The sequence below is a fragment of the Nitrosomonas sp. genome (assembly GCA_016703745.1).
Lineage (GTDB): Bacteria > Pseudomonadota > Gammaproteobacteria > Burkholderiales > Nitrosomonadaceae > Nitrosomonas.
Genome location: JADJBK010000006.1, coordinates 802,844 through 820,726, shown reverse-complemented (window position 1 = coordinate 820,726; position 17,883 = coordinate 802,844). Strand labels below are relative to the sequence as shown.

General features: G+C 44.9%; 18 protein-coding genes. 9 read left to right on the top strand and 9 right to left on the bottom strand.

Going from position 1 to position 17,883, the window contains the following annotated elements:
• Positions 1–28: 28 nt before the first annotated feature.
• A complete protein-coding gene (locus IPG31_04810) occupies positions 29–982 on the top strand; it encodes a S49 family peptidase (GenBank protein ID MBK6617707.1) in 954 nt (317 codons plus the stop codon).
• Between the two features lies 1 nt (position 983).
• Here IPG31_04810 and rfbD read toward each other — a convergent pair whose 3' ends face one another.
• The 7 genes from rfbD to IPG31_04775 all read right to left on the bottom strand — a co-directional run bounded on the left by rfbD (position 984) and on the right by IPG31_04775 (position 8,699).
• Positions 984–1,898, bottom strand: a complete 915-nt coding sequence (rfbD, locus tag IPG31_04805; GenBank protein ID MBK6617706.1) for a dTDP-4-dehydrorhamnose reductase — start codon at positions 1,896–1,898, stop codon at positions 984–986.
• Positions 1,898–2,956, bottom strand: coding sequence for a dTDP-glucose 4,6-dehydratase (gene rfbB / locus IPG31_04800; protein MBK6617705.1), 1,059 nt, complete (start codon positions 2,954–2,956; stop codon positions 1,898–1,900). The genes rfbD and rfbB overlap by 1 nt, the downstream gene beginning before the upstream one ends.
• Positions 2,957–2,977: 21 nt before the next feature.
• A complete protein-coding gene (gene tilS / locus IPG31_04795) occupies positions 2,978–4,336 on the bottom strand; it encodes a tRNA lysidine(34) synthetase TilS (protein MBK6617704.1) in 1,359 nt (452 codons plus the stop codon).
• A complete protein-coding gene (locus IPG31_04790) occupies positions 4,296–5,273 on the bottom strand; it encodes an acetyl-CoA carboxylase carboxyltransferase subunit alpha (GenBank protein ID MBK6617703.1) in 978 nt (325 codons plus the stop codon). The genes tilS and IPG31_04790 overlap by 41 nt, the downstream gene beginning before the upstream one ends.
• 57 nt (positions 5,274–5,330) lie before the next feature.
• Positions 5,331–5,537, bottom strand: a complete 207-nt coding sequence (locus tag IPG31_04785; protein ID MBK6617702.1) for a heavy-metal-associated domain-containing protein — start codon at positions 5,535–5,537, stop codon at positions 5,331–5,333.
• Positions 5,538–5,593: 56 nt separating this feature from the next.
• A complete protein-coding gene (locus tag IPG31_04780) occupies positions 5,594–7,942 on the bottom strand; it encodes a heavy metal translocating P-type ATPase (protein ID MBK6617701.1) in 2,349 nt (782 codons plus the stop codon).
• A 64-nt stretch (positions 7,943–8,006) separates the two neighbouring features.
• Positions 8,007–8,699 (bottom strand): Bax inhibitor-1 family protein, encoded by a 693-nt coding sequence (locus tag IPG31_04775; protein ID MBK6617700.1) that lies wholly within the window; start codon positions 8,697–8,699, stop codon positions 8,007–8,009.
• 522 nt (positions 8,700–9,221) lie between these two features.
• Here IPG31_04775 and coxB point away from each other — a divergent pair.
• The 8 genes from coxB (at position 9,222) to IPG31_04735 (ending at position 15,839) form a co-directional block, all read left to right on the top strand.
• Complete coding sequence (coxB, locus tag IPG31_04770; GenBank protein ID MBK6617699.1) at positions 9,222–10,052, top strand: cytochrome c oxidase subunit II; 831 nt, start codon at positions 9,222–9,224, stop codon at positions 10,050–10,052.
• 64 nt (positions 10,053–10,116) lie between these two features.
• Positions 10,117–11,697 carry a cytochrome c oxidase subunit I gene (gene ctaD / locus IPG31_04765; GenBank protein ID MBK6617698.1) on the top strand — a complete coding sequence of 527 codons (1,581 nt, stop codon included), beginning with the start codon at positions 10,117–10,119 and terminating at the stop codon, positions 11,695–11,697.
• 121 nt (positions 11,698–11,818) lie between these two features.
• Positions 11,819–12,346 (top strand): cytochrome c oxidase assembly protein, encoded by a 528-nt coding sequence (locus IPG31_04760; GenBank protein ID MBK6617697.1) that lies wholly within the window; start codon positions 11,819–11,821, stop codon positions 12,344–12,346.
• A gap of 32 nt (positions 12,347–12,378) precedes the next feature.
• Positions 12,379–12,582, top strand: coding sequence for a DUF2970 domain-containing protein (locus IPG31_04755; protein MBK6617696.1), 204 nt, complete (start codon positions 12,379–12,381; stop codon positions 12,580–12,582).
• A gap of 27 nt (positions 12,583–12,609) precedes the next feature.
• Entirely contained in the window at positions 12,610–13,473 is an 864-nt protein-coding gene (locus tag IPG31_04750; protein ID MBK6617695.1) for a cytochrome c oxidase subunit 3, read from the top strand.
• A gap of 183 nt (positions 13,474–13,656) precedes the next feature.
• The gene (locus IPG31_04745; GenBank protein MBK6617694.1) at positions 13,657–14,310 is read left to right on the top strand and encodes an SURF1 family protein; all 654 of its coding nucleotides are present in this window, start codon (positions 13,657–13,659) and stop codon (positions 14,308–14,310) included.
• Positions 14,282–14,863, top strand: a complete 582-nt coding sequence (locus IPG31_04740) for a hypothetical protein (GenBank protein ID MBK6617693.1) — start codon at positions 14,282–14,284, stop codon at positions 14,861–14,863. Before IPG31_04745 ends, IPG31_04740 begins: the two co-directional genes overlap by 29 nt.
• Before the next feature lie 79 nt (positions 14,864–14,942).
• Positions 14,943–15,839: a protoheme IX farnesyltransferase gene (locus tag IPG31_04735; GenBank protein MBK6617692.1), complete on the top strand. Its 897-nt coding sequence runs from the start codon at positions 14,943–14,945 to the stop codon at positions 15,837–15,839.
• Between the two features lie 86 nt (positions 15,840–15,925).
• Here the strand turns inward: IPG31_04735 and IPG31_04730 are convergent, their stop codons facing one another.
• Both IPG31_04730 and IPG31_04725 read right to left on the bottom strand, forming a co-directional pair.
• Positions 15,926–17,299, bottom strand: coding sequence for an FAD-binding protein (locus IPG31_04730; GenBank protein ID MBK6617691.1), 1,374 nt, complete (start codon positions 17,297–17,299; stop codon positions 15,926–15,928).
• Positions 17,300–17,311: 12 nt separating this feature from the next.
• Positions 17,312–17,827, bottom strand: coding sequence for a BON domain-containing protein (locus IPG31_04725; protein ID MBK6617690.1), 516 nt, complete (start codon positions 17,825–17,827; stop codon positions 17,312–17,314).
• Positions 17,828–17,883 lie beyond the last annotated feature (56 nt).

The following is a 17,883-nucleotide window of genomic DNA, read 5'->3' as shown; positions in this document are numbered from 1 at the left end:
AAACTAAAGAGATTGTGATCAGGTTGTTATGGCCGAAATAGAAGCTGACAAAAAAGATAGGTGGGAGAAGGAATTACTGGAAAAATTGGTTTTTACTTCCCTGCAGGAACAAAAAAGAGCTCGTAACTGGGGTATCTTTTTTCGCTTACTGACGTTTTCCTATTTGTTTATTCTACTTTTCTGGGCGTCGGGCTGGTTTGATTCGGATGCAGTGAGTGTATCCGACAAGCATACAGCGCTGGTTGACCTGAGAGGGGAGATATCTGCTGAGGGATTGAGCAGTGCGGAGAATATCAAGGCCGGATTAAAGAACGCATTCAAGCATCGCAATACTGCGGGTGTGATTCTGCGTATTAACAGCCCCGGTGGGAGCCCGGTTCAGGCTGGCGCAATTAATGATGAAATTTACCGGTTGCGTGCACAATATCCAGATATTCCTTTTTATGCAGTGGTTGAGGATATCTGTGCTTCTGGTGGTTATTATATTGCGGTGGCGGCAGATAAAATTTATGTGGATAAAGCAAGTGTAGTGGGTTCGATCGGTGTCATTATGAATGGCTTTGGTTTTACTGGCACGCTTGAAAAATTGGGTGTGGAGCGCCGTTTGCTTGCCGCAGGCGAGAATAAAGGATTTCTGGATCCGTTCTCGCCTTCCAGCCCTGAACAGCGTCAACATGCTACCAATATGCTCGCAGAAATCCATCAGCAATTTATTGACGTTGTAAAGAAAGGGCGCGGTGAGCGTCTGCAGGATGATCCGCAAATTTTTAGTGGAATCGTGTGGACCGGCGAACAAAGCATTGCGCTGGGATTGGCTGATGTACTGGGAGATGTCGACTATGTTGCGCGTGAAATTATCCGAGCAGAACGTATTGTTGATTTCACCTCGCAAGAAGGGTTGGTTGACCGTTTTGCGAAGCGATTCGGCCAAGTGACAACCAGTGTGCTGATGGGGCTGGAGTCTGGCTTGCAGTTACGATAGATTAGTTTTTGGATAGGTTCTGCAGCGCAATCAACTCGGTAAGCATCCGAATGACACCAGTTTGCCACGGCGGTAAATTCAGTTGAAAAACGTTGCGAAATCTACTGGTATCAAGCCGGGAATTAAGTGGCCGGATTGCCGCTGTAGCAAAATCTTTGGTTGCTACGGGAACAATATTGTCTGAACCGGCCTTGATTGCAACCTGTTTCTCGCGCGCAAAATCCAGGATGAGCTTTGCGTAGGTATACCAGGTTGCTTCACCTTGCGCACTGACATGATACTTCCCTGATAATTCAGGGTTGATCATTAATTGGGGAATAATCCGTGCAGTAATATCCGCCAGCAGTTCTGCGCCGGTGGGTGCACCAAACTGATCATTGATAATGGTTAATTGGTCGCGTTCCTGTGCCAGTCGCAGAATCGTTTTTGCAAAATTCTGCCCCATCGCACCATAAACCCAGCTGGTACGCAAGATGAGATGATTGCAGCCCGATTCAATAATAGCGGTTTCTCCCTGTAGCTTGCTGTGACCATAGATATTGAGTGGTGCGGTTGTGTCGGATTCTCGCCAGGGACGATCACCACTACCGTCAAAAACATAATCGGTTGAGTAATGAATGAGGCAGGCACCGGTTTTTCTAGCCTGTTCTGCCAACAGGCCAGGTGTTCGGGCATTGATCTGGTAAGTGGTGTCCACATCACTTTCTGCTTTGTCCACAGCGGTGTAGGCGGCTGCATTAACGATGACGGCTGGCTGGATGGTCTGGAGAGTACGGAGGATGCCAGCCTGATCCGCTAGATCACCACAATACCGTGAATCATGTCGGTCGAGCGCAATCAGTTCACCTAGCAGCGTCAGGCTGCGTTGCAATTCCCAGCCAACCTGGCCATTTTTCCCAAGCAGCAAAATTTTCATTAGATGCGCTCAGCGTAGTTGATTTCGACCCATTTCTGATATTCACCGGATTGTATATTCCGGCACCATTGCTGGTTCTGCAGATACCATCGCACCGTCTTTCGAATACCGGTTTCAAAAGTTTCGGTGGGTTTCCAACCTAATTCCTGGTAAATTTTATTTGAATTAACGGCGTAACGGCGATCATGTCCGGGACGGTCAGCGACGTAAGTGATCAGGTTGCGATAGCCATATTCAACTGGGTGCTCTGCTTGCAGAATATCGCAGATGGTATGCACGATTTCCAGGTTGGGTTTTTCGTTCCATCCGCCGATATTGTAGCTTTCTCCAGGCTGGCCGTTTGCCAGCACATAACGAATGGCGCTGCAATGATCATTGACGTACAGCCAGTCGCGGATTTGCTGGCCATCACCATAAATTGGTAATGGTTTTCCGGCAAGTGCATTGGTGATCATCAACGGAATCAGCTTTTCCGGGAACTGAAATGCACCATAGTTATTGGAACAATGGGTAGTCAGCGTTGGCAACCCATAAGTATGGTGATAGGCGCGCACCAGGCAGTCGCTTGCAGCTTTACTGGCGGAATAGGGGCTATTGGGGCGGAAGCAATGCTGCTCGGTAAAAGCAGCTCCGTCTGCAGTCAATGTGCCGAAGACCTCGTCCGTTGACACATGTAGAAACCGGAAAGTTGCTTTTAGCGCTTCTGGCAAGCTTTTCCAGTAATATCTGGCTGCTTCTAGTAATCGAAAGGTGCCGGTAATATTGGTTTGAATGAAATCCTCCGGACCATGGATGGAGCGGTCCACATGGCTTTCTGCTGCCATGTGAATGATCGCACGAGGCTGGTATCGAGCGAAAATCTCGCTCATTTTATTGCTGTCGCAAATATCTGCACGCACAAAGATATGCTGTGTATTTTTCTCCAAAGTGGAAAGATTTTGCAGATTGCCTGCATAGGTAAGTTTATCGATATTAACGATGGATTCATCCAATTGATTGACCCATTCAAGTACAAAATTAGAACCAATAAAACCGGCACCGCCTGTAATTAAAATCATAATATTTTGTTTTAAATAAATTTAATGAAGTGGGTCTGGTAGCCAGGTAATTTCCAAACCAAGCGCGCCAGGTGGTACCTGAAAATGGTAATCAATGCCGATTCCCGCTGCCCAGATTAGCGTATCCGCACAAAACAGTAGTGGCAAAGTATCGCGTTTCCACGGTGGGAGCGCGGTTTCCTGCAAAATTTTTTTTAAACTACGCTGTGGCCGTGCAGCATCTAACTGAAATCTTTCTCCACCAGATCGGGATCGTATTGTTATGTTTTGTTGAGACAGTTTCTGTAAATCAATACCGGTTCCTGGCTGATTTGTAAATATCAGCATTCCCTGTAGTGGCTCGATATATAGCTGTTTCTCGCCTTGCCAGGGAATAACAAATTGTTTTTTAGCAGTAGATTTTATCGTTAAACATTCAATGACTCCCCGAAAACAGCGAATTTCAAGATTCTCAAATTTAAACGAGAGGCGATTATCGGGAGTGATGACGGATAACTGGCGCAAGAGCTCATTCAGTTTGGCTGTGGAGGGTAAATAACACATCTTTCGCGCCAGAAAATAACGTAGCAGGTTTTTTGCACGAGCCGGATTGAGACTGCATAGTTTTTCCAGTGACAGCGTATCGTGATGAATGGCCTGCTCACCATCGGCCTGTGCCAATTCATCCAACAGTTGCGCTGCTTCTCCCAAATGATGGCAGACACGGGTGAGTGTTTTGCGGTAGGCAGGATAGCGTGCTTCAATTACTGGAAAAACCTGGTGGCGCAGATAATTTCGGTCGAAATCAGTATTGGTATTGCTTTCATCATCTACCCATGACAAATTACCAGCTTGTGCATAATATAGCAGGGCAGTACGTGGCACGTTGAGCAAAGGGCGCAGTAGCTTGGTTGATGTGCCCGTTAACAATCTGACAGGAGGCATTGCACTTAATCCTTTGACACCTGCACCGCGCAGCATTTGCAGCAACAAAGTTTCGGCTTGGTCATCCTGATGTTGTGCCAGCACAATATAATCAGTATCAACACGGGTGAATACCTGATAACGAGCATCTCGAGCAGCGGCCTCCAGACTCTGTTGGTTTTTTTTATGAATCTGTACCCGGAAGATGGATAGGGGAATGGCGAATGCTTTACATAATCCTTGACAGAAATGACTCCATTGGTCGGCATTTCTACTGATACCGTGGTTCACGTGTATCGCAGACAAATGAAATCCGATGACGCTGGATAGCCTGGCCAGCATATCCAGGAGCACGATGGAGTCGACACCACCGCTCAATGCTACTGTGAGGCTATCACCGGGCGTTACGGACGAGTGGAGATGACGTTGCAGCAGCTCAATCAGATTTTTCGGGTTGATTGAGTTTGAACTTTCCATAACCCATTAATCGTTCGTAACGTCTTTGTAGCAAAGTATCCGAGGGCATATCCTGCAGTTTGCGCAAGGATTCCTGCAGGGCCTGCTTGACTGATTGCATGGTGGCAGGGTAATCACGATGCGCGCCACCAATGGGTTCAGGTAGAATGCCATCAATCAAACCCATTTCCTTGAGTCGGTCTGCCGTAATACCAAGAATCTCAGCAGCTTCTGGCGCTTTATCTGCACTTTTCCATAAAATGGAAGCGCAGCCTTCCGGAGAGATAACCGAATAGGTGGAATACTGCAGCATCAATACCGTGTCTCCCACCGCAATAGCCAATGCCCCTCCTGAACCGCCTTCCCCGATGACGATACAAATGATCGGGATTTTCAGTTCCGCCATGACATAGAGATTTTTGCCAATTGCTTCTGATTGCCCACGTTCTTCAGCATCGATGCCTGGATAAGCACCAGGGGTATCGATAAAGGTAATCAGGGGAATCGAGAATTTCTCCGCCAGACGCATCAATCGTAAAGCCTTACGATATCCTTCGGGTTTGGGCATACCAAAATTACGGTATATTTTTTCCTTGGTATCCCGCCCTTTTTGATGTCCGATTACCATAACGGCCTGACCGTTACAGTATGCTAATCCGCCAACGATCGCCGGATCATCGGCAAAACTGCGATCACCATGCAATTCTTCAAAATTGGTAAATAAATGGTGTATGTAATCCAGAGTATAAGGGCGCTGTGGATGTCGGGCAACCTGCGAAATTTGCCATGGCGTCAGCTTGGCATAGACACTTTTGGTCAACCCCTGGCTTTTTGCCTGCAGTCGGGTGATTTCGGCTGATATATCCAACGCGGAATTATCCTGCGTGTAGCGCAGCTGCTCGATTTTGGCTTCGAACTCTTCGATACCTTTCTCAAAATCCAGAAAGAAGGTTTTCATGAATACAGTTTTGATTAAAACGGCGATGATACAGGATTTGTGCTGGCCTGTAGATTCTCAGGGAACATCAAATCCCGCTTCTTCTATGACACGCTTGAAATCTTCAGCGCTGGAAGAAGTCGCTTGATGTTTAATGGTTGCCTGTGCATCTTCGAGTGTGACAGTAACCCCCATGATTCCGGGCAGTTTTTCGAGAACTGTTTTGACGCTACTGGCGCAACCGGTGCAAGTCATGCCTTTGATCGGGATCACGGTTGTCGTGATGGTATCACTCATATTTTTATGTTCCATGATTTTGGTGAAATGTTGCGCGTTGCTTGTTAGTGTTCTGCCTTCCAGCGCTTGAGCAGCAGTGAATTCGTGACCACTGAAACCGAGCTCATGGCCATGGCCGCACCCGCAACGACTGGGTTGAGCATGCCCAATGCTGCCAGAGGAATTCCCAGTGTATTGTAGAAAAAAGCAAAGAATAGGTTCTGGCGGATTTTACGCAACGTACTACGCGAGAGTGAGATTGCATCGGCCACACTCATCAGGTCATTGCGCATCAGTGTGATATCAGCCGTGTCTATTGCAACATCGGAGCCGGCTGCAATTGCAAAGCTGACATTTGCGCTTGCAAGCGCCGGGGCGTCATTAATCCCGTCTCCGACCATGCCAGTAAAATGGCCGCTCGCCTTGATAGCCTCAACTACCGCAGCTTTGTCCTGTGGTAGTACCTCTGCCCTAAAATGCCGGATTCCAGCTTGAGCAGCAATGGTTGCGGCGGTGATCGAGTTATCTCCGGTTAGCATAATGACCTCAATACCCATATTCTGCAGTCGTTCAACCGACTTGGCAGAAGTATGGCGCAACGGATCAGCAATCGCCAGATAGCCCATGACTCTTGGTATAGAGTTCGTTTGTGCGGCAATGATAACTACAGATTTTCCTTTCGCCTGCAATGCTGAGAGCTGGGTCTGGTCAATGTTAATACCGTTACTTTCCAGAAACTTGTGTGAGCCGAGCAGGTAACTGATACCTTCGCAAGTAGCAGTAATTCCTTGACCGGTCAGGGATACAAAATCCTTTATTGGCAAGTATGGAATATTACGCTCGCTTGCCTGCTCCAGTATCGCTCTTGCAAGAGGGTGATCTGACCCCTGTTCCAGTGAGGCCGCAATCTGGAGCAACTCATTCTTTTCGATCAAACGAGTAGGAATAATATCAGTCACTACTGGGCGACCTTCAGTCAGAGTGCCGGTTTTGTCGACTACCAGTACTTGAATTTTCTCTGCAAGTTCGAGTGCTGTTGCATTTTTGACGAGAATTCCTTCCTGTGCACCCCGTCCGGTACCGACCATGATTGCGGTTGGTGTGGCCAGTCCTAGTGCACATGGACAGGCAATGACCAATACAGCAACGGCATGGATCAGTGCCATCACAAATTGGCCAGACCACCACCAGGTCAGCCCCAGCGTGACGAGGGCAATTACAACAACGATCGGAACAAAGATACCGGCAATGGTATCAGCCAGGCGCTGTATTGGTGCCTTGGAGCCTTGAGCAGTTTCCACCAATCGGATAATGGCGGCCAGTTGAGTATCAGCGCCAATACGGGTTGCGCGACATTTCAGCAGGCCTTGCAAGTTGCTGGTAGCTGCAAATACCTGCGCCCCCGTTTCTTTGGTGATGGGAAGACTCTCACCAGTCAGCATAGATTCGTTTACGCTGGAGCTGCCTTCCATGACGACACCGTCAACGGGTAAAGTTTCGCCTGCCCGAACAACAAAAATATCACCTGGTTGAATTGAATTGACGTCTACATCAGTGACGATGCCATTACGTTCTACATGAGCGACTTTGGGCTGCAACCTGATGAGTGATTCGATTGCAGATGAGGTTTTCTGTTTGGCGCGCGCTTCCATCAGTTTCCCCAGTAACACCAGAACAATGATCATTGCGCTGGCTTCGAAATAGACGTGCAAATCGAGTTGCCAGAAAGTAACAACAGTGCTGAAAAAATAAGCCATGCTGGTTCCCAATGCAACCAGTACATCCATATTCGCGCTACCACTGCGTAACGCATGCCACGCACCGGTATAAAACCTCTTTCCGGCCCAGAACTGGATTGTAGTGGCGAATGCCCATTGCAACCACTGCGGTAGTAGATGGCCATGATCACTAACTGTCATCATGGCCATTTCCAGCAGAAACGGTATGGCCAGTGCGGCGGATACCATAAAAATATAACGCTCTCGTCTATAGGCCGCAAGTCGCTGATTTTTTTCTGTTTCTCTGCTGCTATCGGTAATTTCCCGCGCGTCATAACCGGCATGTCTTATCGTGGCAATCAGTTCGTTGATTGTGGTAAGCGCGGGATTGAAAGTGATGCTGACGATTTCACTTACGGGATTAAGCGCTGCCATTACACCAGGCAGGCTATGCAACTCTTTTTCAATATGATCGCCACAGGCGGTACAGGTCATGCCTTCAATTCGGAATAGAACCGTGCGGCTAGTGACAGTAAAACCTGCTTTCTCAATAGAATGCAAAAACTCTTCAGGGCGTGTTAAGTTGCCGTCAAACTCGATCAGCGCTTTTTCACTGGCGAAATTAACCGCTGCGTGTACACCTGGAAGTTGATTAAGATTTTTTTCGATGCGTGCTGCGCATGCCACACAGCTCATCCCTGTTATAGGGAGCTCAAGTTTTTGGAGCTGTGCGGCGGACAAAACGTGTATAACAGGAAAGTTAGTCCCGCTCACCAGAGAAGGCAAGTAGTAGCTGCAACAGGCTGATGAACAGGTTGTATATGCTCAAATAGATCCCGAGTGTTGCCATGACGTAGTTGGTTTCACCGCCATTTACAATCCGGCTGACATCAAACAGTATAAATCCTGAGAAAATCAGGACTGCTGCTGCTGAAACAGCAAGTGAAACAGCCGGGATTGCAAAAAATAAGTTTGCCAGCGATGCCAGGATAATGAGTACCAGTCCAACAAGCAGAAAGTTTCTTAAAAAACCAAAATCTTTTTTTGTGATAGTTGCGATACTGGCGAGTGTCAAAAAGATAACCCCAGTTCCAGCAGCGGCTACACCAATAAGCTGCGATCCATTGTTGAAATTAAGTGCAAATTGCAGAATTGGGCCTAACCACCAGCCAGCAACAAAGGTAAAGGTGAATAGTAGAATAACGCCCCAGATACTGTTACGGGTAGCGCTAACCGCAAACATCAGTCCGATCATGGCAGCAAGCATGACAAGCGAGCCAATAATGGGCGACTCGGCTAGAAACGAAAAATTTGTGCTCAAACCCATAAACGCACCAATGACGGTGGGGATCATCGTTAAACTGAGCATCAGATAGGTATTTCTCAACACGCTATTGCGTATGCTGGGATCTAAAATAGTGTGACTGGCCGCGTAACGTGGCATAGATTGCATGGTTATTTCTCCTATGTGACGATGGTTGCAAGCAAAAACTTTGGGTGCTAAAAAAGTTTACATGTACTGGGATTAGTTTCTCTCGATAAAAGTTGCAATGACTATCGGTGGAGTCTATTTTACCCAGCTGTTATTCTATCATCAAGACGAATAACCACGATTAACTAATGGCTATTTCTGATCTGAAATAAAGGACATATTAGTGCTGTAAATTAGAATTTAGAGAGATAGTCCAAAGGTTGCATATAATACGAAAGCAGTCAAAAGTAGTAGGAATTAGAAAATGTTGGCTGCTGGGATAGCGAATCACCATAGTGATAATAGGGTAATTTTCCTATAAAAATCATGATTATTCCTTGCGGTTGTATTTTTGGAGTGCTAGACTTTCGCCTGAGATGATCGTTAGTTCCGAGGTTGTCTGTTTACATAGATAAAATGAATTTGGGTTTGGCAAGATTTTAAAAACGATGTACGTAACGTAATAATTTGTAATTAGTTGATTAACGTGGGGGGTGTTAAATTATGAGCAGTAAACTGTTATCGTTCTGGGTAGCATTAATGGGTCTTGGTGTCTATTCGAGTTCAGCGGTGTCAAGTAAGTATAATCTTCCGGAGCCACAGACCACCATCGCTCAGCAGATATACGATCAGCATATCTGGGCATTATGGATCTGTCTGGTTATTTTTGTAGCTGTATTTGGGGTAATGGGCTATTCCATCGTCAAACATCGAAAGTCAGTTGGATATAAAGCAGCAAATTTTCATCACAGTACTGCAGTTGAGATCCTTTGGACAGCCATTCCTTGCATTATTCTTGTTTTAATGGCTTGGCCAGCTACCAAAACAGTTATGGCCATGAAGGATACTACCGAGGCGGATATTACAGTTAAGGTAACGGGTTATCAGTGGATGTGGAGTTACGATTATCTTCAGGGTGAGGGTGAGGGTATCAAGTTCTACAGTCAATTGGCAACTTCACAGTCAGAGATACGTAATGAGACACCAAAAGGTGAAAATTATCTGCTGGAAGTGAATAATCGTTTAGTGGTTCCAGTTGGAAAAAAAATCAGGATAATCTTAACAGCAAATGACGTCATTCATGCTTGGTGGGTTCCCGCACTGGGAGTTAAGCAGGATGCCATTCCAGGATTTATTCGAGACACCTGGTTTACAGCAGATAATGTTGGCATTTATCGTGGGCAATGTGCTGAATTGTGTGGAAAAGAGCACGGGTTTATGCCAATCGTGGTTGAGGTAGTCGAGGAGCAACAGTATGCACAATGGGTCGCTAATCAGCTAAAAACGGCGGCTATTGATACCAGTGCCGCAATTGTTAGCGCTGCTGCAGAGTAATAACTATTCTCGTCAGAAATTTGTAGGTCGTGTTGATAGGTTGATTTATTAAGGAGGAAATAAAATGGCGGTAGTTCAAGATGTGCATGGTCATATACATGACCACCCAACCGGTATCATGCGTTGGTTAGGTGCGACGAATCATAAAGATATCGGCACAATGTATCTATGTTTTAGTCTGACCATGCTATTTGTTGGTGGATTTTTGATAATGGGTGTGCGAGCCGAGCTGTTTATGCCGGGTTTGCAAATATTTGAACCCGAGGTATTTAATTCATTTACTACGCTGCATGGCTTAATTATGGTGTTTGGTGCGATCATGCCTGCTTTTGTCGGATTTGCTAACTGGCAGGTGCCTATGATGATCGGTGCGCCAGATATGGCATTTGCACGGATGAATAACTGGAGTTTCTGGCTTCTACCCGTAGCAGGATCACTGTTAATTGCTTCATTTTTTGTGCCGGGTGGTGCGGCTGCAGGTGGATGGACATTTTATCCCCCTCTTTCTACTCAGGGTGGATTGGGTGTCGATATGATGATTTTTGCAGTCCATATCCTGGGTGCTTCATCCATCATGGGCGCAATCAATATCATTACGACTATTCTGAACATGCGCGCACCTGGCATGACGCTTATGAAAATGCCGATGTTTGTGTGGACGTGGCTCATTACGGCCTATTTATTGGTGTTGGTGATGCCTGTACTGGCAGGTACGGTGACTATGCTGCTGACAGATCGTCACTTTGGTACCAGTTTCTTTAATGCCGCTGGTGGTGGTGACCCTGTGCTGTTTCAGCATGTTTTCTGGTTTTTTGGTCATCCAGAGGTATACATCATGATATTGCCTTCATTTGGCATTGTTTCTGAGGTTATCCCAACCTTTTCGCGGAAGCCATTATTCGGTTATTCATCAATGGTATACGCTACGGCTTCAATTGCGATTTTGTCTTGTATCGTCTGGGCGCATCATATGTTCACCGTTGGAATGCCGACAGTGGGTCAGCTATTTTTTATGTATGCAACAATGTTGATCGCAGTGCCTACTGGGGTGAAAGTGTTTAATTGGACGGCTACCATGTGGCAGGGATCAATGACATTTGAAACCCCGATGCTGTTCTCAATCGGGTTTATTTTCTTGTTTGTTATTGGTGGATTCAGTGGTGTGGTTTGTGCGCTTGTTCCTATCGATATTCAGGTGCAGGATACCTACTACGTAATCGCGCATTTCCATTACGTGTTGGTTTCAGGCTCGCTCTTTGCTTTGTTTGCTGGTGCGTACTACTGGTTACCAAAATGGTCGGGTCACATGTATGACGAAACCCTTGGAAAATGGCATTTCTGGCTGTCCATGGTATTTTTCAATGTTACTTTCTTTGTTCAGCACTTCTTGGGTTTGGCAGGAATGCCACGCAGAATCCCTGATTATGCTCTGCAATTTGCGGATTTCAACATGATTTCCAGTATTGGAGCGTTTGGATTTGGCTTAACTCAGTTGTTGTTTGTCTATATCGTTATTAAGTGTGTTCGTAGCGGTGAGAAAGCGCCTGATTTACCGTGGGAAGGTGCTAAAACATTGGAGTGGACGCATTTGCCTACGCCAGCACCGTATCATAGTTTCGCAACACCACCAGTCGTTAAATTTTAAAGAGCGATCTTGGTGTGGATGATAACAACGATACTAAGCTGAAACGAAGAAAAATATTGACGGCGTTGGTTTTGCTGGTCACATTCATCGTTATTTATATAATTACCGTTACCTCCAAGCAATGAAACTAAGCGAGTCCAGAGTTAATGCAGAAATGCTGAGAAAGCTATTAATTTTCAGCGTGGTGATGTTTGGGTTTGGATATGCAATGGTTCCTCTTTATGAGAAGTTTTGTGAGGTAACGGGAATATATGAATTGCAACGACCGGATGTGCTGGATAAATCTACAAAGGTTGATGAAACCAGAGTAATCAATATTCAGCTAGATGCAAATGTACGCGGGCTGCCTTGGAGCTTCAGACCTTTGCAGTCCGCTATACAAGTGCATCCAGGTAAATCAGCAGAAGTTAAATACGAAATCAGTAATCAGTCAGACAAAACTCTGGCTGGTCAAGCTATTCCAAGCTATAGCCCCAGAAATCTTGAACGTTATCTAAAAAAGTTTGAGTGTTTTTGTTTTACTCGTCAGGATCTTGAAGGTGGCGAAAGTAGACAGCTGTCTGTCAGGTTTGTAATAGACCCTGATCTTCCTAAAGATGTACATACAGCTACGCTGTCATATACATTTTTTTCCTTGATGAGGGATTGATCTAATTGGATTTAAAACGCCAGGAGCCAGTATTGACTGAACGTGACACGGGTAAGGCAACCGTAATACAAGTAGCAAAGGCGGTTTTCTTCTCTTTTATTGGTATCAGAAAACAAGGGGATCTGGAGAGTGATGCAGCCAAAATAACGCTATTACAGGCAGTTGTCGGCGGTATCGTTGGTTGTTTGATATTTGTTGCGAGCCTGATTTTGCTCGTGCGTATTGTAACAAGTTGAAATAGAAATCAAATACAGGAGGATATAATGAGTCAAGCAACAGGGCATTATTATGTGCCAGCACCATCAAAATGGCCTATAGTCGGGTCGTCTGCATTGGTATTCATGGGTTTTGGTGCAGCGCTCACCATGAATAAATTACCACTCGGTTATGGCTTGTTGGCAATAGGATTTGCAATACTTGTCTATATGCTATTTGGTTGGTTCGGAGATGTTATTCGCGAAAGCGAAGCTGGTATATATCATGCTCAGGAAGATAAATCGTTCAGGTGGGGAATGACTTGGTTTATTTTATCGGAAGTCATGTTTTTTGCTGCTTTTTTTGGCGCGCTGTATTATATGCGTACTTTTTCCCTGCCTTGGTTATCCGGTGAGGGTGTCGGTGGAGTGGATCAAGCCCTGTTGTGGCCAAATTTTGCTGGTGATTGGCCAACGGCAGGCCCTGGCTTTGCGAATAATTTTACCCCTATGGGTGCGTGGGGAATCCCCGCCATCAATACCTTTTTGCTGCTGTCCTCTGGAGTGACTATTACTCTTGCGCATTGGGCATTGCAAAAAAATGACCGTGGTGGACTTAAATTATGGATGTTGGCAACCGTTGCGCTAGGGATAACCTTTCTTGGGTTTCAGATTTATGAATACGGCCACGCTTACGCTGATCTAAACCTGAGACTTACCAGCGGGGCTTACGGTTCGACATTCTATATGCTGACAGGTTTCCATGGCTTTCATGTGACACTTGGTACGATCATGTTGATTGTAATTTACTTCAGAAGTGCGGCTGGACATTTTAAACCCGAACATCATTTTGGTTTTGAAGGTGTGGCATGGTATTGGCACTTTGTGGATGTGGTGTGGTTGGGTTTATTTATATTTGTGTATCTAGTTTGATTTAATTAATAAATCAAAGTAAGCATTACAGAATAACCCGGTATGGCTTGAAAAAGTATATAAGTCGTATCGGGTTAGAAGTCTAACGTTAGGTTTGGCAGGTAACAAGTGAGAATTCGGAATTATCAATTTAAACCTAACTTATGGTTGCTGTTCATCGCGATACTTGCATTTGCTCTGTTTATGCGACTGGGTTATTGGCAGCTATCACGAGCAGAGGAAAAAGAAACCCGATTCTCAAAGCTAGAAGCATTTGCAAAACAGCCTGCGATAACAATCCCGTCAGTATTGATTGATTTTGAGAGCATACAATATCGTCGAGCTGAGGTGCGCGGTTATTTCGTGCCGGAGCTAACGGCATTGCTGGATAATAAAGTCTACAACGGCGTGGCTGGCTATCATGTTTTGACTCCATTACGAATTGAGAACAGTGATATGCATGTGTTAGTTAATCGTGGTTGGATTGCAGCAAATGCAAATCGGGTAGATTTTCCTGAAATAAACACTTCAGTCGAGAACATTGATATTGTTGGTACAGTGGTTTCTCCAAATATTAAGGCCATTGCGCTCTCACAGGATCAGGTGAGTGGCAAGGTTTGGCAGAATTTTGAATTAGCACGCTATCAAGAAATTACCGGCATAGTTCTTCAGCCAGCTTTACTGCTTCAAGAGGAAAATCATGATTGGGTAATGGATCACCTGATTAGAAAATGGGAACGACCTGATTCTGGTGCAGCCAAGAATCTTGGCTATGCTCTTCAGTGGTTTTCTTTGGCGGCAGCAACACTTCTTATCTATATAGTACTCAATGTCAAACGAAAAGACCCGCAGGGGTAGATTACAGTTAATTCTGCTGATGCTGCTGATATTATCACCAGTGATCGCTTCTTACATATTTCATACTTACAATCTTCGTCCGGAAGGTACGGTTAATTATGGTGAATTATTAGAACTGAAACGGATAGAAGGTGATGCGACAAATCTTGAAGACAATACGATTTTTAGAGTAAAGCAGTTAAAAGGAATGTGGACGTTATTAGTAATTGATTCCGGGAATTGTGATCAACCTTGTCAGGATAAACTCTATTTAATGCGTCAGCTTCGTTTAGCAACCCATGTCGATAAGGATCGTGTGGAACGAGTTTGGTTGATTAATGATGATGTTATTCCAGATTCCCTTCTCGTTGATCAATACGAAGGAACTCAACTTGTATTGGCTAAGCAAAAAGATTTGTTATCAGAATTTCCTTATGTGGAAAGTCAGCAGGATCATATTTATGTGATAGATCCGATGGGACATTTGATGATGCGATATTCCAAAAATCCAGATCCAAAGAAGATGATTGATGATTTAAAACGGTTGTTAAAACTGTCTCATATGGAACACTAGGCTAGTAATGTTGCTTTGAGATTTATAAAAAATACAGTAACTCAGTTAAGTTAAACAGCAATTGCTAAAGGAGGGAGATATGACTACAAATTCATTAACATGGGAAGATGCCTCTGCGAGGGTGGTGCAGTTCTATCGGCTAACCAAGCCGAGGGTCGTGTCACTGATTGTCTTTACAGCAGTTATTGGTATGCTTTTGTCCGTTCCCGGAGCTGTCCCACTTGATATCCTGATTTTTGGTACGGTTGGTATTTCTCTCGTGGCTGGTGCGGCAGCAGCTTTGAATTGCTTGGTGGAGCATAAATTTGATGCGATTATGGCACGCACCAAAGGTAGACCATTACCACAAGGTAAAGTCAGTGTACCTGAAACATTATTTTTTCTGACACTGGTTGGTGGTTCTGGATTGCTAATACTTTACCAATGGGTTAATCCATTGACTATGTGGTTAACGTTAGGTACTTTTGTTGGTTATGCGATTATCTACACATTAATACTTAAACCATTAACTCCACAAAATATCGTGATTGGTGGAGCATCAGGTGCAATGCCACCCGTATTGGGATGGACAGCGGTAACGGGTGAAATTTCCGCTGACGCATTATTACTGTTTTTGATTATCTTTGCTTGGACCCCCCCTCATTTCTGGGCACTGGCACTTTATCGTAAGTCTGACTATGCCAAAATTGGTATGCCCATGTTGCCGGTAACGCATGGCGATGCTTTTACGCGCTTACATGTGCTGCTGTATACAATCATATTATGCATCGTAACGCTTCTGCCTTATCTGACTCAAATGAGTGGTTTAATCTATTTGATGAGTGTATTGGTACTGGATGCTGTCTTCCTGTATTACGCAGTTAAGATTTATCTGAATTATACGGATCAGATTGCCAGAGAGGCTTTTCGATTTTCGATACTTTATCTAACAATTTTGTTTGCAGCTTTATTGGTAGATCATTATTTTTACTTCTAGATAAAGTTGGTAGCTTGATGCAATCGTTTCCAATTTTAGCGCTGAGAATAAAGTATTTTCAGCGCTAATTTTTTGTCTGATTGCAATCATAATTGTGGGAATATTTTTCCAGGATTCAGGATGTTATCTGGATCAAAAGCCTGCTTTACCCGCTGCATCAATGTGATTGTTGCGTTACTTAATTCTTTGTTAATGTACGCTCGTTTCTCTGATCCTACGCCATGCTCACCTGATAGTGTGCCTTGTAACTGAATAACGAGATCAAAAATCTTATCTAAACAAGTATGTGCTCTCTCAAGTTCACGAGAATCATCCGGATCTATCAATAGGTTGACATGAATGTTACCGTTTCCAATATGCCCAAAATTGATATTCTTGAGTTCGTAATGACTGCAGAGTTGTGATAGACCTGTCAACAAATCAGGTATTTTGCTGATGGGTACAACAATATCTTCATTAATCTTTTTGGGCGCGATGTCACGCAACAGTGGCGACAATATTTTCCTTGCTTTCCATAACTGATCCGTGCTGGTGCAAGCAGAGGCTATTAATAAACCATCATTTTGACATGCTTGAAGCAGTTGTTCAGTAACGCTCTTAATCTCCCTTGTGGTTCCGTCAATCTCAATCATCAGCATAGCATTTGAAGCAGACGGCGCTATCTCGGGATCTCTTGACCGAATCAGTGAGAGTGAGCCTGCATCGAGAAACTCGAGTGCGCTCGGTCCTTGTGCCTGCCGCATGATGTTTACGACGGCCTGTGCGCAGCTCATATTGTCACGGTAGTGAGCGGTAAGCCCACCTTTTGCGACAGGTAGGGGAGTCAATTTGAGAGTTGCTTCGGTGATAATGGCAAGTGTACCTTCAGAGCCGATCAACAAACGAGTAAGGTCGTAACCCACCACTCCTTTTGTTGTATAACAACCCGTTTGGATAATTTCTCCTGTTCCTGTGACTGCGGTCAGGCCGAGAACATGATCGCGCGTAGTTCCATATTTTACGGCATGAGGTCCGCCGGCACTTGTCGCAAGATTGCCTCCGATAGTGGAATAAGCTGCACTTGAAGGATCTGGTGGCCAGAAAAGTTCGTGTGGTCTGGCAGCTAGCTGTATGCTTTCATTAAGCGCACCAGGTTCAGTAACTAACATACGGTTAGTTGCATCGACCCTAATAATCCGTGTCATCCGCTCCATAGACAAGGTAACACCGCCCCGTTCCGGCAGGCTACCTCCAGCGGTGCCTGTTCCGCGACCACGCGCCGTCACAGGGATTTGATAAAGACGACATAAATTAATTAATTGAGAAACTTCTGCGGTTGTCTGCGGAAAAATAACGCACTCAGGTGGAAAAATCTTTCTGCTGTTATCGTATGCATAGGCATAGCAATCTACCGGATCAAGATAATATCGATCAGAAGGGATGGATTCCTCCAGTGCGATAATAAAGTCAGGCGCTAGCATTGGGGGTCAAATCTAATCGAGATACTCAAAAACTTTTATAACTTTAATCACATCAGGCGTTCCGCTAGCCAATTCGACTGCTTTTTCTCCTTCAGCACGTTTGACAATCCCTGTTAGATAAACCATATTGCGCTCAGTAACCACTTTAACGTGATTGGTTTGAAAGGAATCGTTATTCAAAAATACTGACTTGATTTTTGACGTTATCAGGGCATCGTTACTTCTGGTAGTCAAAGAGCTCTGAGGTGCGATTACGACTTCATTAAAGATATTACGAACATTTTTCACATTTGCTGCTAGTTTGAATATCTCATTTCTGGTTGTTTCGGTTAACGCTTCTCCTGTCAGCAATACATTGCGGTTAAAGCTGGTTACGTTTATGTGCACATCATCACCGAATTTCTCTTGAATCCTGCGGGCTGTTACAAGCCTGATTTGTTCGTCTTCAATGAAAACTCCGCTGCTACGGCGATCTTCCAACATTAGAGTGCCAGTGCTTGCACTGATGCCTATACCGGTAACGGTCATAGGAACGCAACCTGAGACAGGAATCAGGAGTAAGAATGGAAAGTGAAGCATCAATC

Bases quoted from the DNA above. Each gene is read 5' to 3' on its own strand.
- IPG31_04810 (MBK6617707.1), top strand. From the start codon at position 29: ATGGCCGAAATAGAAGCTGACAAAAAAGATAGGTGGGAGAAGGAATTA.
- rfbD (MBK6617706.1), bottom strand. From the start codon at position 1,898: ATGAAAATTTTGCTGCTTGGGAAAAATGGCCAGGTTGGCTGGGAATTG.
- rfbB (MBK6617705.1), bottom strand. From the start codon at position 2,956: ATGATTTTAATTACAGGCGGTGCCGGTTTTATTGGTTCTAATTTTGTA.
- tilS (MBK6617704.1), bottom strand. From the start codon at position 4,336: ATGGAAAGTTCAAACTCAATCAACCCGAAAAATCTGATTGAGCTGCTG.
- IPG31_04790 (MBK6617703.1), bottom strand. From the start codon at position 5,273: ATGAAAACCTTCTTTCTGGATTTTGAGAAAGGTATCGAAGAGTTCGAA.
- IPG31_04780 (MBK6617701.1), bottom strand. From the start codon at position 7,942: ATGAGCTGTGTGGCATGCGCAGCACGCATCGAAAAAAATCTTAATCAA.
- IPG31_04775 (MBK6617700.1), bottom strand. From the start codon at position 8,699: ATGCAATCTATGCCACGTTACGCGGCCAGTCACACTATTTTAGATCCC.
- coxB (MBK6617699.1), top strand. From the start codon at position 9,222: ATGAGCAGTAAACTGTTATCGTTCTGGGTAGCATTAATGGGTCTTGGT.
- ctaD (MBK6617698.1), top strand. From the start codon at position 10,117: ATGGCGGTAGTTCAAGATGTGCATGGTCATATACATGACCACCCAACC.
- IPG31_04760 (MBK6617697.1), top strand. From the start codon at position 11,819: ATGAAACTAAGCGAGTCCAGAGTTAATGCAGAAATGCTGAGAAAGCTA.
- IPG31_04750 (MBK6617695.1), top strand. From the start codon at position 12,610: ATGAGTCAAGCAACAGGGCATTATTATGTGCCAGCACCATCAAAATGG.
- IPG31_04745 (MBK6617694.1), top strand. From the start codon at position 13,657: ATGCGACTGGGTTATTGGCAGCTATCACGAGCAGAGGAAAAAGAAACC.
- IPG31_04740 (MBK6617693.1), top strand. From the start codon at position 14,282: ATGTCAAACGAAAAGACCCGCAGGGGTAGATTACAGTTAATTCTGCTG.
- IPG31_04735 (MBK6617692.1), top strand. From the start codon at position 14,943: ATGACTACAAATTCATTAACATGGGAAGATGCCTCTGCGAGGGTGGTG.
- IPG31_04730 (MBK6617691.1), bottom strand. From the start codon at position 17,299: ATGCTAGCGCCTGACTTTATTATCGCACTGGAGGAATCCATCCCTTCT.
- IPG31_04725 (MBK6617690.1), bottom strand. From the start codon at position 17,827: ATGACCGTTACCGGTATAGGCATCAGTGCAAGCACTGGCACTCTAATG.